Origin of the sequence: Streptomyces sp. NPDC003036 (assembly GCF_040611175.1) — a bacterium.
GTDB lineage: Bacteria > Actinomycetota > Actinomycetes > Streptomycetales > Streptomycetaceae > Streptomyces.
This window is the reverse complement of the sequence record NZ_JBEXNO010000007.1, coordinates 60,842-74,373: the sequence shown is the minus strand read 5'-3', so window position 1 is coordinate 74,373 and position 13,532 is coordinate 60,842. Positions and strand designations below refer to the sequence as shown.

The 13,532-nt window shown below is 75.9% G+C and carries 5 protein-coding genes; 1 reads left to right on the top strand and 4 read right to left on the bottom strand.

The features are described 5' to 3' along the window. Positions 1–1,363: 1,363 nt before the first annotated feature. The 4 genes from ABZX67_RS07350 to ABZX67_RS07335 are packed head-to-tail and all read right to left on the bottom strand — an operon-like array spanning position 1,364 to position 12,435. On the bottom strand, positions 1,364–5,008 hold the full coding sequence (locus tag ABZX67_RS07350) for a DUF5682 family protein (protein ID WP_355355808.1): 3,645 nt from the start codon (positions 5,006–5,008) through the stop codon (positions 1,364–1,366). Then, positions 4,995–6,188 carry an AAA family ATPase gene (locus tag ABZX67_RS07345; RefSeq protein ID WP_355355806.1) on the bottom strand — a complete coding sequence of 398 codons (1,194 nt, stop codon included), beginning with the start codon at positions 6,186–6,188 and terminating at the stop codon, positions 4,995–4,997. Before ABZX67_RS07345 ends, ABZX67_RS07350 begins: the two co-directional genes overlap by 14 nt. After that, entirely contained in the window at positions 6,185–11,524 is a 5,340-nt protein-coding gene (locus ABZX67_RS07340; RefSeq protein ID WP_355355804.1) for a hypothetical protein, read from the bottom strand. The genes ABZX67_RS07345 and ABZX67_RS07340 overlap by 4 nt, the downstream gene beginning before the upstream one ends. Further along, the gene (locus ABZX67_RS07335) at positions 11,521–12,435 is read right to left on the bottom strand and encodes a DUF4132 domain-containing protein (RefSeq protein WP_355355802.1); all 915 of its coding nucleotides are present in this window, start codon (positions 12,433–12,435) and stop codon (positions 11,521–11,523) included. The genes ABZX67_RS07340 and ABZX67_RS07335 overlap by 4 nt, the downstream gene beginning before the upstream one ends. 149 nt (positions 12,436–12,584) lie before the next feature. On the opposite strand from ABZX67_RS07335, the gene ABZX67_RS07330 reads away from it, so the two are divergent. Continuing rightward, positions 12,585–13,502: a sirohydrochlorin chelatase gene (locus ABZX67_RS07330; protein WP_355355800.1), complete on the top strand. Its 918-nt coding sequence runs from the start codon at positions 12,585–12,587 to the stop codon at positions 13,500–13,502. Positions 13,503–13,532 lie beyond the last annotated feature (30 nt).

Here is a 13,532-nt window from a genome sequence, read left to right as displayed (position 1 = left end):
GCCCAGGCCGCGGCGAGCGCCCGCACCCCGCCGGCCGGCTCGGGGGCGGCCCGGGCGATCAGCCGCAGCCGCAGCCCCGGGAAGGCGGCGAGCAGCCGCAGGTTCTCGGCGTACGGCAACTCGGGCCGTTCGTCCGGCGCGTACAGCGTGACGGTCGGCCCGCCGTCGACCGCGAACCAGGCGCGGCCGCCGTCGCCGGTGACCGTACCCGTGAGGAACAGCAGGTCGCCGCCTGCCGGGCGTTCGTCGGCGGGCTGCGTCAACCAATCCAGGGCGGCATCCAGTTGGGCGGACGGCGGACGCTGCCAGAGCGCGTCGAGCGGCGGTTCGTGCCAGGCGCACCCCGCCGCCCGTACGGAACGCACCGACCCGCCACCGCCGATCCGGCCGTCCGCCGAGACGGTCGGCGACGTGAGGATGACCCCGCCGCCGTCGCCGAGCTCCCGCAGCGCCAGCGCGGAGCCACCCGGCACCACGGCCGTGGCGGACGCCTGCACCGCCCGTTCCGGGCCACCGGGCGCCACGTCGGAGACGGTGTGGACGGAACCGTCCGGCGTCACCGCGTACACCGTCGCGCCCGCGTACCCCGACGCCGTCACGACCGGCTCGGTGAACAGCCCGTACAGCCGCAGCGGCTGGGCCGACCGGTACGCGCGCCGGACAGGGCCGGCCAGTGCCGCCGCGTCCGTCCGTTGTACGGAGTCGAGGAGCGCGGCCAGGTCGGCGGACAACTCGGGCAGCCGGAAGGCCGGGTCCTCCGACCGGGCCTCTCCGAGACGCCGTGCGACACGTACGGCGACGGCGGCGGGCCGGTGCAGCCCGGCGAGCCGCGCGGAGTGCGCCGCCCGCAGCAACTTGGCCCGCACCACGGCACCCGCCCCGGCCACGCCCGCGACGAGCACCTCCACCGCGGCGTCCCCGAGTGCGTGCAGGGCCGCTGTCTGCACGGCGGTGAGCCCGCCGTCGCCCTCACGCGCCGCAACTGGCTCCCTGCTCGCGCCCTCGCTCGTATCCGGCCCAGGGGCGGTCTGCTTTTCCGGCGCGGCCGCCGCCGCGGCGGGCCCCTCCTCCGCGACCGGCGCGCGGGACAGGACCGCCGCGCGGTGCAGGCAGGCCGGGGCCAGCAGGCAGCTGCACACCGCCCCGTCCGCCGACGCCACGACACCGCCGTCCGCCGTCGTCAGCGTCACCACCGTGTCGTCACCGGCGCGGACCAGCACACCGTCGGCCGTCTCCTCCACCGGCCAGTCGGCGGCCTTCGCCACCGCGCCGTCCACGCGTTTGCGCAGCCGCGCGGGCAGCAGGTCGAGCGCGGTCGCCACCACTTCCGCGGCCACCGGAGGCAGACCTGAGGGGAAAGCCGTCACCGCTGCGTACCTCCTACGCGTTCGCCGACCCAGCGGGCCAGTTCCAGTGGGCTGAGCGCGGCGACCGGCATGCCGGCCGCCACCAGCAGCCCCGCCACACCCGCCGAATACCGCGGACGCCCCTGGTCGTCGAGCGAGGCGCAACCGAGGACATGGCAGCCCGCGTCCACCAGCGCCCGCACCTCCGACAGGAGAGGGCCGACCGGGCCGCCCTCCTCGAAGTCGCTGACCAGCACGACGAGCGTGCGCGACGGCACCGTGACCAGTTCGCGGGCGTGCCGCAGGCCCCGCGCGATGCGCGTGCCGCCGCCGACCCTGACCTCCAGGAGGAGGCTCAGCGGGTCGTCGACATGGCCGGTCAGATCCAGCACCTCGGTGGAGAAGGCGACGAAGTGCGTACTGAGCGCGGGCACCCCGGCGAGGACGGACGCGGTCAGCGCCGACCAGATGGTGGACGCCTCCATCGACCCGGACACGTCCACGACGAGCACCAGCCGCCAGTCCGCCTGCCTGCGCGCCCGGGTACGGAACACGGGCCGCTCGGGCAGAACGGTCACCGCGCCCGTCACCGGGTCGCGACGTGCTGACGCGAGGTTCGCGCGCAGGGTCCGCGGCAGATCGAGCGGGCCGCCGGGGCGGCGCGTGGGCCGCGGATGCGCGAGCCCGGCCAGCGCGGGGCGCAGCCGGTTGGCGAGCGCCTGCGTCAACTCCCGTACGAGGCGGGCGACCAGCGGCCGCAACCGGGCGAGCCGCTGCTCCGACAGGCCACCCGCGTACGACAGGACCGTACGCAACAGCTCCACCGAGGGGCGGGCCGCCGCCGGGTCGAGCTCCAGCGCGGCGTCCAGCCGCCCGGCGTCGGCGGCAGCGGCCAGGACCTCCTCGCGTACGCCCGGCCCGAACAGTGCGGCCAGCTCCTCCGACCAGGAACGTACGTCCGGGAACGGCGCACCGTCGCCGGCCCCGGCCCCGTAGCCGGCGGCCTCTTCGCCCCGCGAGCCTTCTCCGCGCCCCCGCCCGTACAGTTCGTCGAGCGCCCGCGCCACCCGCCCGGCGGGCCCGGTCAACTCCCGCGCCCGCCCGAGCAGCAGCCGCCACCGCTCTCCCGGGGTGAGCGCACCCGGCACGGGCACACCCGCGCGCCCACCCTCGGGCGCCACCGGTCCCACACCGACGGGTCCCACACCGGAGACTCCCACACCGGCCGAGGCGACATCGGCGGCAGCGACCTCGCCGTCGGAGGCCGTGCCGTCGGAGGCCGCGCCGAAGCCCCGTGCCGCCAGCGCCTCGCGGCCCGCCAGGTCCGCCCGGGCGAGGAGTGCGAGCGCGGCTGCGTCGCTCACCTCCCGCGGCAGGGCGTCGGGCGAGGTGCAACCGGTGCGGTCCTCGACCACGGCCAGCAGCCGTGAACGGGCCGCGGGCGACAGCGTGTCGAACCCCGCCCGCAGCGCGGGCAGGCGGTCCAGGAAGTCGCGGTCCGGCCAGGTCCCCACCCGCTCGAGCAACGGGTCGAGGGCGCGGCCCGCCTCCAGGAGCGGGCCCGCCGCCAACAGGGAGCCGCGCAGGAGACCGGCCAGTTCGGCCCGCATCTCGGGCGTGGTCGCGCTGTCCGCCCGCGAGGACAGCCGCACCCCGAACTCCCCGGCGTCCCGCTGCCCCAGCAGCACCCGCGCCGCGCCGGCCGCCCCCTGGATCAGGGGCGTCGCTCCGGCGTCGAGCCGGGCGAGCGCGTCGGCCAGCCGCAGGCCGCCGCCCGAGGCGGTGTCGGCCTGGGCGGCGAGGGCGACGAGCGCGCGGGCGTCCTCCGGATCCGTGGAGCCGGCCAGCCCGTCCAGTGCGCGGACCCCGGCCGCGGCGAGCTCCTCGTACGCCGCGTCCACCGCATCCCGTTGCCACCCCTGGGGCAGCCCCGGCACATGACCGGACCGGATGCGGTCCAACAGGGCAAGCCCGTCGAGCAGTTCCGGCAGCGTGCCGGAGGCGGACAGTGCGACGGCCGCCTCCGCGAGCCGCTCGGCCGCCAGGTCGGAGAGCGCGCAGCGCGCCGCCTCCCGCAGACCCTCCAGGACCTCGATCGCCGTGGGCCCGCCTTCGCGCGCCTGCGCCGCGTGCCGCTGCCGCAACACCCCGGCGGCAGCCTGCTCCAGGGTCACGCCGTGCACACCCGCCACGTCGAGCATCGCCGCGGTGGACGGAGACCAGGCGACCGTCCACCGTGTGGTGAGCGCGTCGGCGCCGCCCACGCCCGCCACCTCGGCCTCCTGCCCGTACGGCACGCCGCACACGGCGAGCCGCCGCAGGCAGATCTCCCGCTCCCGGTCCAGATCCCCGCGCAACGCGTCCAGCCGCAGCTCCCGCGCGGCGGGCTCGTCCGGCACCGGCAGCGACAAGCGGCCCAGCAGCGCCTCGACCGCAGGTCCCAGGCCGGAGCGCGGGGTACCGGGCGCGAGCCGCCCGCGCCGGTCGCCGACCAGGACCTTCTCCATCGCCGCGGCCACCACCCGGCCGCGCCCGAACAGCCGGCCCTGCGTCAGCACGGACTGCGCGGCCTCCGCGAGCTCGCCGCGCCCGGCGGCCGGCAGCCCCCGCAGCGTGGCCAGATCCCTGGCGAGCCGCACCACTTCGCGCGCGTCGGCGGGGCCGCACGGGTGGCCCGCGTCCCGTACGGCGGCACATATTCGTACCGCTGTCGACAGCAGCAGCTCGTCCAGCAGCGCGGGGTCGCCCGCGGCGGCATGAACGCCGTGCTGCCACTCCGGGTCACGGATCCCGGCCGGGTAGCCGGAGCGCTCGTCCAGGAGCCCGTACGCGTACGGCACGAGCGACGTGACCACCTCACCGGGAGCCTTCTCGCCTGGTGCCACCTCACCGGAGCGGGTCTCCTCGACGGCGCCGTCCCGCACCACCGCCGGCAGCAGCGCGGGCGCGTGGAAGGCGCCGACGACGGCCGCCGCGCGCCGGTCCGCGTACGCGGCCAGCCGGCGCCGCATGTGCGCCTCCCTCAGCAGGTCGTACGGGTCGACCGCTTCCCGGTCGACCCGCAGCGCCCAGCCCACCAGCAGCGCCGCACGCCGCAGCGCCTCGGGCGTCGCACCAGGAGCGGCGGCCTCCACGAGCCGGTCCCACAGGTCGTCCCCGGCCCGGCCCCCGACCCGTGCTCGCAGGGCAGCGGCGACCCCCCGCTCGCAGGAAGCGGAAGCCGGAGCCGGTACCGGCGCCGTCCCCGGAACGCACTCCGTCACCGACTCCGGCACCGACTCCGGTGACGAAGCCTGGCGGCCCCGGCCCCGTGCCCCCAACGGCAGATCGAACGGCACCACCTCGACGCCCGCCTCCCGCGCCCAGCGGATCGCGGCCAGCTCCGGCGAGAACTCCGCGAACGGCAGGAACACCAGCCCACCCTCACCACCTCCACCGGCCAGCGCCACCGGCGGCACCGTTGCCGGATCCGACAGCCACACCAGCCACGGCGCGAACTCCTCCGGCAGCTCCACCAACAGCACCTCCGGTGCCGCATCGGCCAGCATCGCCGGCACGGCCGCCGCCAGCGCGGGGGAGTGGTGCCGGACCCCGATCAGAAACGGGTCACGGCACCCCGCCAGCTCCTCCACCGCCTCCGCGGGCCGGTCAGGTGAGCTCATCGCGCAGCTCCCACAGCGTTCGCCACAGCGGGGCCCCGCCCTCCGCGCGGCGCCGCACCGGCCCGTCCCAGTACCCCAGCAGCCGCCCGTGGTCGGCCGGGTCGTCCTTGCGGACCGTGCCTAGGAGATGGCCCGGCAGAGTACGCACCACATCGCGGCCGTTGCCGAGATACGCCGCGCCGAGCCCCATGGACGTGGCGACCTGCACGGCCTCCGCCGTCGACATCACCGTGGACGGCCGCTCCACCTCCCAGCCCTCCGCGCTGCGCCCGGTGCGCAGGTCCCGGAACGCCGTGACCAGAGCCTCCAACACCGCCTCGTCCAGCGCGAACGGAGCCCCGCCGCGCGCCAGCGCCGCCGTGGCCTGCGCCCGCACCAGCTCCGTCTCGGCCGCCAGGTCGTCGATGGGCCCGACGGTCTCGAAGTTGAAGCGCCGCTTGAGCGCGGCGGACATCTCCGAGACGCCCCGGTCGCGCAGATTGGCCGTGGCGATCAGGGTGAAGCCGGGCGCCGCGTGCACCGTCCCGTCCTCGCCCTCACGGCCTGCCTCGCCCGTCCCCGCCAGCTCCGGCACGGACATGCGCCGCTCCGACAGAAGCGACACCAGCGAGTCCTGCACCTCGGGCAGGCAGCGGGTGACCTCCTCGACCCGGGCGACCGCGCCCCGCACCATCGCCGTCAGCACCGGCGACGGCACCAGGGCCTCCCGGCTGGGCCCCTTCGCGAGCAGCATCGCGTAGTTCCAGCCGTACCGCAGCTGGTCCTCCGTGGTCCCTGCGGTGCCCTGCACGGTGAGGGTGCTGGTGCCGCACACGGCGGCGGCCAGCAGCTCCGACAGCATCGACTTGGCGGTGCCCGGCTCACCCACGAGCAGCAGCCCGCGCTCGCCGGCCAGTGTCACCACGCACCGCTCGACCAGCGCCCGGTCGCCCACGAACTTCCGCGACACCACCAGCCGTCGGCCGTCACCCGCCTCCAGCTCCTCACCGCCGGAACCGCACACGAAGACCACCACCGCGCGCGGTGTGAGCCGCCACCCGGGCGGCCGAGGTCCGTCGTCGTACGCCGCCAGGAACGCCAGCTCGTCGGCGTACCGGTCCTCCGGCAGCTCCACTTGCCGCCGAACACCCTGGTCCCCCTGGGCCTCGTCGGCCACCTCGGCCCGCACGCTCACGCTCATCGCTTTCCTCCCCGGCCGTCGCCCGTGCCACGGCCCGTGCCGCGCCCCCGGGCCCGGCTCTCGAACTCCTCGTATCCGGGCGCGTCACCGTCGACCACCCGGCGCCACGCCGCCGCGTACACCTCGGCCACCGGGCGGTCCGGCACCAAAAAGGCGTACGCCTCCCTCGGGAACAGCTCCGCCTTCCAGCTCTCCAGCGGGAGTTGCGGCGCCGACCGCTCCAGCCAGCCGCCGGGCAGGAACAACGACCTCCCCGCGCGGGGGCGCTTGGCCTCCACCGCCAGGTCGGTGGCGGCCAGTTCGGCCCGCGCCTTCTTCAGCCGGGCCGGCTTCCAGCCCGTCCACTCCGCCTGCTTGCGGTCCGTCGGGTCCGGAAGCGCGAGCAGCATGAGGTACAGCGCGGCCGCGTCCTGAGACAGCTCGAACCGCTCCGCCGCCTGCTCCACCAGTTCGGGCACGCTGTACACCGGGTGCTGCGGCGCGCCCGCCGCGCCACCCGCCGGACAGTCGACCGTCACCAGCGCCTCGAACCCGTCGCTCAGCAGTGTGCGCAGTGCCTCCAACAGCCCCGACGGCCTGGACACGGCAGTCAGCAGTGTCAGCGCCGGATGGTCGGGGCCTCCGTGTTCACCCGCGCCCGGCAGTACCGCCGCCGGCCGCAGCCACACGTCCTCCCACTCGGGCCTGTACTGCATCGGCGTGAGCACCAGGGCGCCCCCCAGCTCGACGAGGCCCTGCCGGTCAGTCCCGCCCTGGGCGGGCAGCCCGTACGCCTCGCGGATCCGCGGCGCGCTGCAGTTGCCCTGCGCGTCCCAGCCGACGCCCAGGTCCAGCAGCAGCCCCGGATCCGCCAGCCGCTCGCGCAGCATCCGCAGCGTGACGGGCAGCACCGCGCGCAGCGGGTCGCCGAACGGCAGCCGGTACGCCAGCCAGCGCAGCATCGCCACGTAGGCCGTGATGCGGTGCCCGGTGAGCAGTTTCTCCGGCTCGGCGGCGGTGAGGCGGCCGTGCTCCGGGTCGACGCGCTGTTCGGTACGGCCCGTCAGCTCCGGCTGTGCCTCGGGGTTGAGTACGGCGTCGAGCATGCCGTTCTGCCGGGTCTCGGTGACGGCGCGGGCGACCAGATCGGGCGGTAGCACGCGCCGCCTGCCCCGCGCCCGTACCCAGGCGTCGGTCAACGGCTCCAGATCGACGCCGGACTCCCACAGTCCGGCGACGGCATCGGCGTCACCGGGCAGCAACAGGGCGGTATAGCGCTGCCGTTCCGTGTTCGGCAGCGTCCTGAGGGCCGTCCTGGCCGCCTCCGCCTGCGCGGTCTTGGCCCCCAGCGGAGCCAGCACGTCGGCCGGCAGCAGGCTCTGCCGGTCCCAGTCGTCCACGCCGGGCATCCCGAGCAGCACCAGCGCCGCTGTGGGAGCGCTGACTCCGACCCGGTCCGCGAAGTGGAGCGCCTGCTCCGGCCGGTACGGCAGCGGGCCCCGCTCCCGCACCAGCTCCACCGTCCGCCGCACAGATGCGGCCAGCGGTGCGTCGTCCCGCTTTCCGAGCACCGTGGAGTCGACCAGGGCGAAGCCGTCCCACGCCCCGAACGCGCCCGACGGGTCGTACTCGACTCCGGTGTAGAAGCAGTGCTGTTCGTCCTGACGCACCATGGCGAACAGCACCATGCGCCGCGCCTCCGACCGGTGCACCTCGCCCAACCGCTGCGTGCCGCCCGGCCGGGCGACCTTCAGCTTCACGAGACGCAGTCGCCCACGCGGGTCCACCAGCACCGGCTCGCCGTCCACCATCACGGCACCCGCCAGCTCCAGGAACTCCAGCAGCGCGGCCCGGTGCGCCTCCTCGGTCACCGGCGACGCGGCCCGCACCGCGAGCGCCGCGAGACCGTGCCCCGCGAACGACAGCCACGGCACCCCCGACGCGGGCAGCTTCACCTTCTCCGGCACTCCGTCCGCCGGCGCGCCGAGAACGGCCGCCACCTGACGCAGCTGGTCGACGGCCGTGTGCGTACCGGGGCCGCGGCCCCAGTAGCCATACGCGTTCGCCCCGGGACCCAGACCGACCATCGCCCCGGCCAGCGCCTCGTCCTGCGCGAACCGCACCGACGGCTCCGCCTCCACAGGCGTCCGCAGCCCCCGCTCCGCCTTCTCCGCGAGCTCCGTCAGCCGCTTGCCGCACCGGGCCGCCTCCTCCACGAGCCCCGCGACACCGGCGACCAGCCCCGGGTGCGTCAGCTCGGGCAGGACCCGCGCCACCGCCTCGGCGGGAGCCGCGCCCCCGGCCACGGCCTCCAGCAGCGCGGCGGCGTCCGCGTCCGTCACTGCACGCAGGCGGGCCGAGCCGCGCTCGTCGCGCGGCCGCAGCGCGTGCCAGTACGCCAGAGGCGGCACCAGCGGCGTACCGGCCGCGTACCTGCCGCCCCGGTCGCACAACTGGACCTGGGCGATCCGCACGCCCTCCGCGTCGTACAGGTCGACGACGGTGTCGAAGCGCTGGGTCTCGCGCGGATGCAGTGCCGCCCCGCCCGGCAGGCGCAGCGGCGGCAGCGGAACGCCACCTGCGATTTGCTCCCCGTACGCCCCCGGCAGCGCCGGGACCGCCGGGCTGCGACTGCCGTCCACCGAACAGGCCGTCATCGTCCGCGTCTTCGGGTCGTACAGCACCCACCAGCCCAGCAGCCCGTCCTTGCTGCCGAACGGCGACGACTCCAGGCCGGGCTGCACGGGCATGAGGCGGCAGTACCCCTCCAGCAACCGCTCCCCGCCGGCCGCACCGGCCAGGGCCCCGTCGAAGAACGCGGGGCCCGCAGCACGGCCGCGCCGCGCGGTCGCCGGGTCGTACTCCCACCAGCCGTCGTCGTGCAGCACCCACACCGAGACACCGTCGGAGGCCACCTTCCGCCGCTCCTCGGCGAACGACGTGTCACCGGCGTGCACCGGCCGCCCGCCGTAGCAGCGACCTCCGCCGGGCAGCGGCAGCGACGCCATGTGCGCCGTCAGCCAGTGGTCGTCCAGCCGGCCGGCCGGGACGAAGACGTCGGCGGGCCGCCCGGACCACACGGCGCGCCGGTCGGGGCCGTGGCCGTTCGCCACCAGCCACTGGCCGTCCACGTACCGCACGGTGGGCTGGTCCCAGCCGCGCGTCTTCGCCGCGGGGAGCGTCAGCGTGCGGACGTCCACAGCCTCGTCCGGGCCCACCACGGCCGCCTCGTTGCCGTTGCGCACGATCAGCGCGGGCCAGGCGTCCGCCAGCCGGTACCACTGCTCGGCGAGGAACGCGTGCCGCTGCCCCGCCGCCGTCGGGTGGACCTTGCCGAGCTTCGGCAGCGTCTCCTCCAGGGAGGGCCAGCCCAGCTCGTCCAGCACACCCGCCCGCAAGGTCCGCGCCAGCGCGGCGGTCGGCGTGACGGCGGCGATCCGCTCCATCGCGGCGGGCGCCGCGGCCAGTACCGACGGGGTCGAGAACTTCGACAGACGGGCCAACTGCTCGCGCAGCTCCGGAAACCCGAACGCCTGCGACAGGTCGTCGGCGCGGTCCGCGATCCAGCCCGCCAGCACGGTGCGCAGCGCGGGGTGCTCCACCACCCGGCGCAGCCGGGCCGGGGCCTCACCGTCACCGGCCAGCTGCTCCACGGAACGCCGCAGCATCCCCGTGAACCGTTCGTCGGCGGCCAGTGCCACCAGATCCCGGCGCCCCTCCGCCTCGTCGCGCAACCAGCCCGCCAGGTCCAGATGGCTGGTGGTGCTCTCCGCGGGCGGCTCCACCGGAACACCCAGCGTCAGGCACAGGTCCAGCAGATCCAGGTCGGCGCCCATGCGCCAGCCGCCGCCCCCGATCAGCCGCACCGGCACACCGTCCTGTACGAGCCGGTCCGCGAGCCGTTCCACCAGGGCAAGCTCGGCCGCCAGGCGCGTCGCCCGTCCGTACCCGCGCCGACGGTACGCCGCCCAGGCCGACAGCCACCCGGCGGCCGGTACCGTCCCGTCCAGCAGCAGGTCCGTCGCGCCGCAGTCGTCCAGCAGCGCCAGCCACGACGTCTCGAACTCCGCCCGGTGGTCGCCGCTCACCGTCGGCATCAGGTTCAGCAGCCGCTCCCGCACCGCGCGGTCCTCGGCCGCGACCGCCGCCAGCGCGGGAAGCGCCGTTTTCCAGAAGCCCGCCGCGGCCCGGCTCACCGCCCCGGTGTGGATGATCTCCGCCAGCAGCGACCGCTCCTCGGCGGCCACGTCGAGCCGCGCCGCCTTCGCCAGGCGCCTCAAGTCCTCCAGCATGCCCGCGTACGGCGCGAGACCCGCCGCGCACCGCTCCAGCGACACCATCCTGAACTGCTCGTACGCCGTCGGCGCGGGCAGCCGGGCCGCGAGGCCCTTGGCGTGCTCGCGCAGCGCCTTGCCGCTCAGCGCGCCCGCCCCCGCGAACTCCAGGAACACCTCGCGCAGCCGTTCCTCGTCCACGGCGAGCGCGTGCCGCTGCTCCGCCGCCCGCGCCTTGCCGAAGAAGAGGGACGCGTACGACCGCGACTCAGCGGCCAGGAAGAGCCGCGCCACCTGCTCGTAGTAGGTGGGAAGGAAGTGCGGTACGGACCGGTCGAGCCGTTCCCCGATGCCCTCGAAGCCCTCCTTGCCCAGGCCGGGCTTGGTGGCGACGAGCCGGGACAGCCGCTCCATCTCCTTGACGACCGCCAGGGCGTGATGGCCGTTGTCCGGGTCGTGCACCAGCGCCCAGGCCGGGAAGCCGAGCGCCTTCCGCCGCACGCGCCCCACCGGCTCGGGGTCCTGCTCACCGGTGAACCCCAGGTACTCCAGCGACAGATCCTCGGCAGGCCCGATCGCCTGCGGTACCAGCCGTACGACCGTGCGCCCTTCCAGGGCCGGGTGCGCGTACGCCCGCGCGGTCAGCACGTCCACATCCACGTCCACGGCCCCGGCGCCGACTCGGCCCGCACCTGCGCCTGCGCCTGCCTGGCCGGTCCCCGTACGGTCCGCGCCCGCGCCCTCCGGGGCCGCGACGCCTGCCCGCTCCGCGTCCGCGCTGGGCCCGTCCGCGGCCGCCGGCCCCCGGTCGGCCTCCGTACCCGGCGCCGCGCCAACGCCGACGGCACCGCCGGCCGCAGTACCGCTGATCGCGCCACCGCCGGTGGCAACGCCGTCGCCCTCACCGCCCCTGCCGCCGGCCAGCGGCAGCACCGCGCCGGCGTCCAGCAAGCCGTCCAACAGCCGGTCCAGCAACGCGTCCGACAGGTCGGCCAAGAGCCCTTCCCGCACCTCCCCGTCAGGAGCCGCGGCCGACACGCCGTCAGACGCCTCCTCGGACACCCCGTTCAGCACCCCGCTCATCGCGCTTCCCCCTCCTCGTCCACCACACGCCCCGCGTACACCAGCGCGGCCATCCGCTCGCCCTCCGACCAGGCGACCGGCCCGACCTCCGCGAGCGGCAGCCGCCGCCCGGCCCGGTCGCGCCACTCCAGCGCGCCGGTCTCCGTCTCCGCTTCCGGGTACTCGTCGCCGAGCCAGTACGCCGCCTCCAGCGGCCGGCCCGCCTCGACCAGCGGGCACACCGCGTACCCACCGCGCGCCCGATACCCCAGGGAGGCTGCTCGCGCCGTAGCGTGCCGCAGCTCCGCGAAGCGCCCCCGCGCGTACGCGTCCCAGGACGTCCTCGGGCCCGCGCCCGCGCCCTCATCCGCGATCTCATCCGGCCGCCGCCACACCTCGCGGAACAGCTGCTCGGCACCCTGCTCGACCCCGAGCTCGACCGCGAACTCCCGCAACTCCTCCAGGTCCTCCAGCAGGACCGGGTGGGGTATCAGCACCGCCTCGACACCCTGCTCCGCGCCCAGCCGCACCGAGTCGCCGTCCAGGTCGACGATGCCCAGTCCACGCACCGGATCCGGATCCGCGTCCCGTAGGAACCCGGCCCGCTCCACCTCGGCCGACCCGTCCGCGCCCATCGGCGCCACCACCAGGTCCCGCAGCACCCCCTGCCACGCCGCGTCCTGCCACACCCGGGCCAGCAGCGGCACCGGAACCGGCAGCGAACGCACCAGCCAGCCATCCACCTGCTCGCGGCACTCCCGCTCGTGCCGCTCCAGCCACTCCGCCAGCTGCCGCAGTCGCACCACCTCGGCGTCGTCCCGCAGCTTCGCCGGCACCTGCTTCAGCGTGCGCCCCGCGGCGTTGCGGCACACCACCCGCGTGCCGTCCAGCGTGACGGCGTACCCGCCACTCTTCGTATCGATCCACCCCATGGCGCGACCGCCTCCCCGACCTTCCGGTTCCGATGACGATCACAGTAGGTGACGGGTCTGACAGTGCCCCCGCGAGCCCGTGAGCCTGTGGAAAACTTCCGTCACGCCCGCGCAACGGCCCCGCAACGTCCGCCCGTGACCATCGGTTCATGACGGAGCCGGCAGATCCTCGCGAATGCACCTTCGACTCCACCGCCCAACTCCTCGGCCGCATCACCGAGCAGCTGGGTACGCAGCTGAACCAACCCCGGCTGCGGCACCACCTCCACCGCAACGGAACGCGCAGGCCCATGACCACACCCGACCGCCCCACCCTCGTCGCCGTCGCGCACGGCAGCCGCGACCCGCGAGCCCTGCCGGCCGTGTCGGCGCTGCTCGACCGGGTGCGCGAGCTGCGGCCCGGCCTGCGCGTCCGCCTCGGGCACATCGAGCTGAACGCGCCACTCCTCACCGACACCCTGCGCGACCTGGGCGGCGGCGACGCCGTCCTCGTACCGCTGCTCCTCAGCCGGGGCTATCACGTCAAGCACGACCTGCCCGGCGCGGCAGCCGCCGCCGAACCGGGCCTGCGCGTAGGCGTCGCCGCCCCGCTCGGCCCGCACCCGCTGCTCGTCGAGGCGCTCTACGACCGGCTCGCCGAGGCGGGCTGGCGCTCCGACCACGGCACGAGCCGCAGCACCGGCGTGGTGCTCGCCGCCGCGGGCTCGCGCGACCGCGAATCGGCTGCCGACACCCGCCGCACGGCTCGGCTGCTCAGCGAACGCCTCGGCGGAGTGCCCGTCGTCCCCGCGTACGCCTCCGCCGCCTCGCCGACCGTCCCGCAGGCGATCCGCGCGCTCGCCGCCCGCGGCCGCCACCGCATAGCCGTCGCGTCCTGCTTCACCGCTCCGGGCCTGTTCGCGACGCGTGCCGCCGACGCCGCGCCGTGGATCGCCTCCGCCCCGCTCGGCCCGCATCCGGCCATGGCCCGCCTCGTCCTGCACCGTTACGACCGGGCTGTAGAGCAGGCCGAGATTATCTGCGGTTCCACCGGAACCCCGCTCCCACTGGAACTCGCTTCCGCTTGACGGGTTCGCTGTCAGTGCCTGCGGTTACCT

Coding starts and splice junctions, on each gene's coding strand:
- ABZX67_RS07350 (WP_355355808.1), bottom strand. CDS start 5,008: ATGAGCTCACCTGACCGGCCCGCGGAGGCGGTGGAGGAGCTGGCGGGG.
- ABZX67_RS07345 (WP_355355806.1), bottom strand. CDS start 6,188: ATGAGCGTGAGCGTGCGGGCCGAGGTGGCCGACGAGGCCCAGGGGGAC.
- ABZX67_RS07340 (WP_355355804.1), bottom strand. CDS start 11,524: ATGAGCGGGGTGCTGAACGGGGTGTCCGAGGAGGCGTCTGACGGCGTG.
- ABZX67_RS07335 (WP_355355802.1), bottom strand. CDS start 12,435: ATGGGGTGGATCGATACGAAGAGTGGCGGGTACGCCGTCACGCTGGAC.
- ABZX67_RS07330 (WP_355355800.1), top strand. CDS start 12,585: ATGACGGAGCCGGCAGATCCTCGCGAATGCACCTTCGACTCCACCGCC.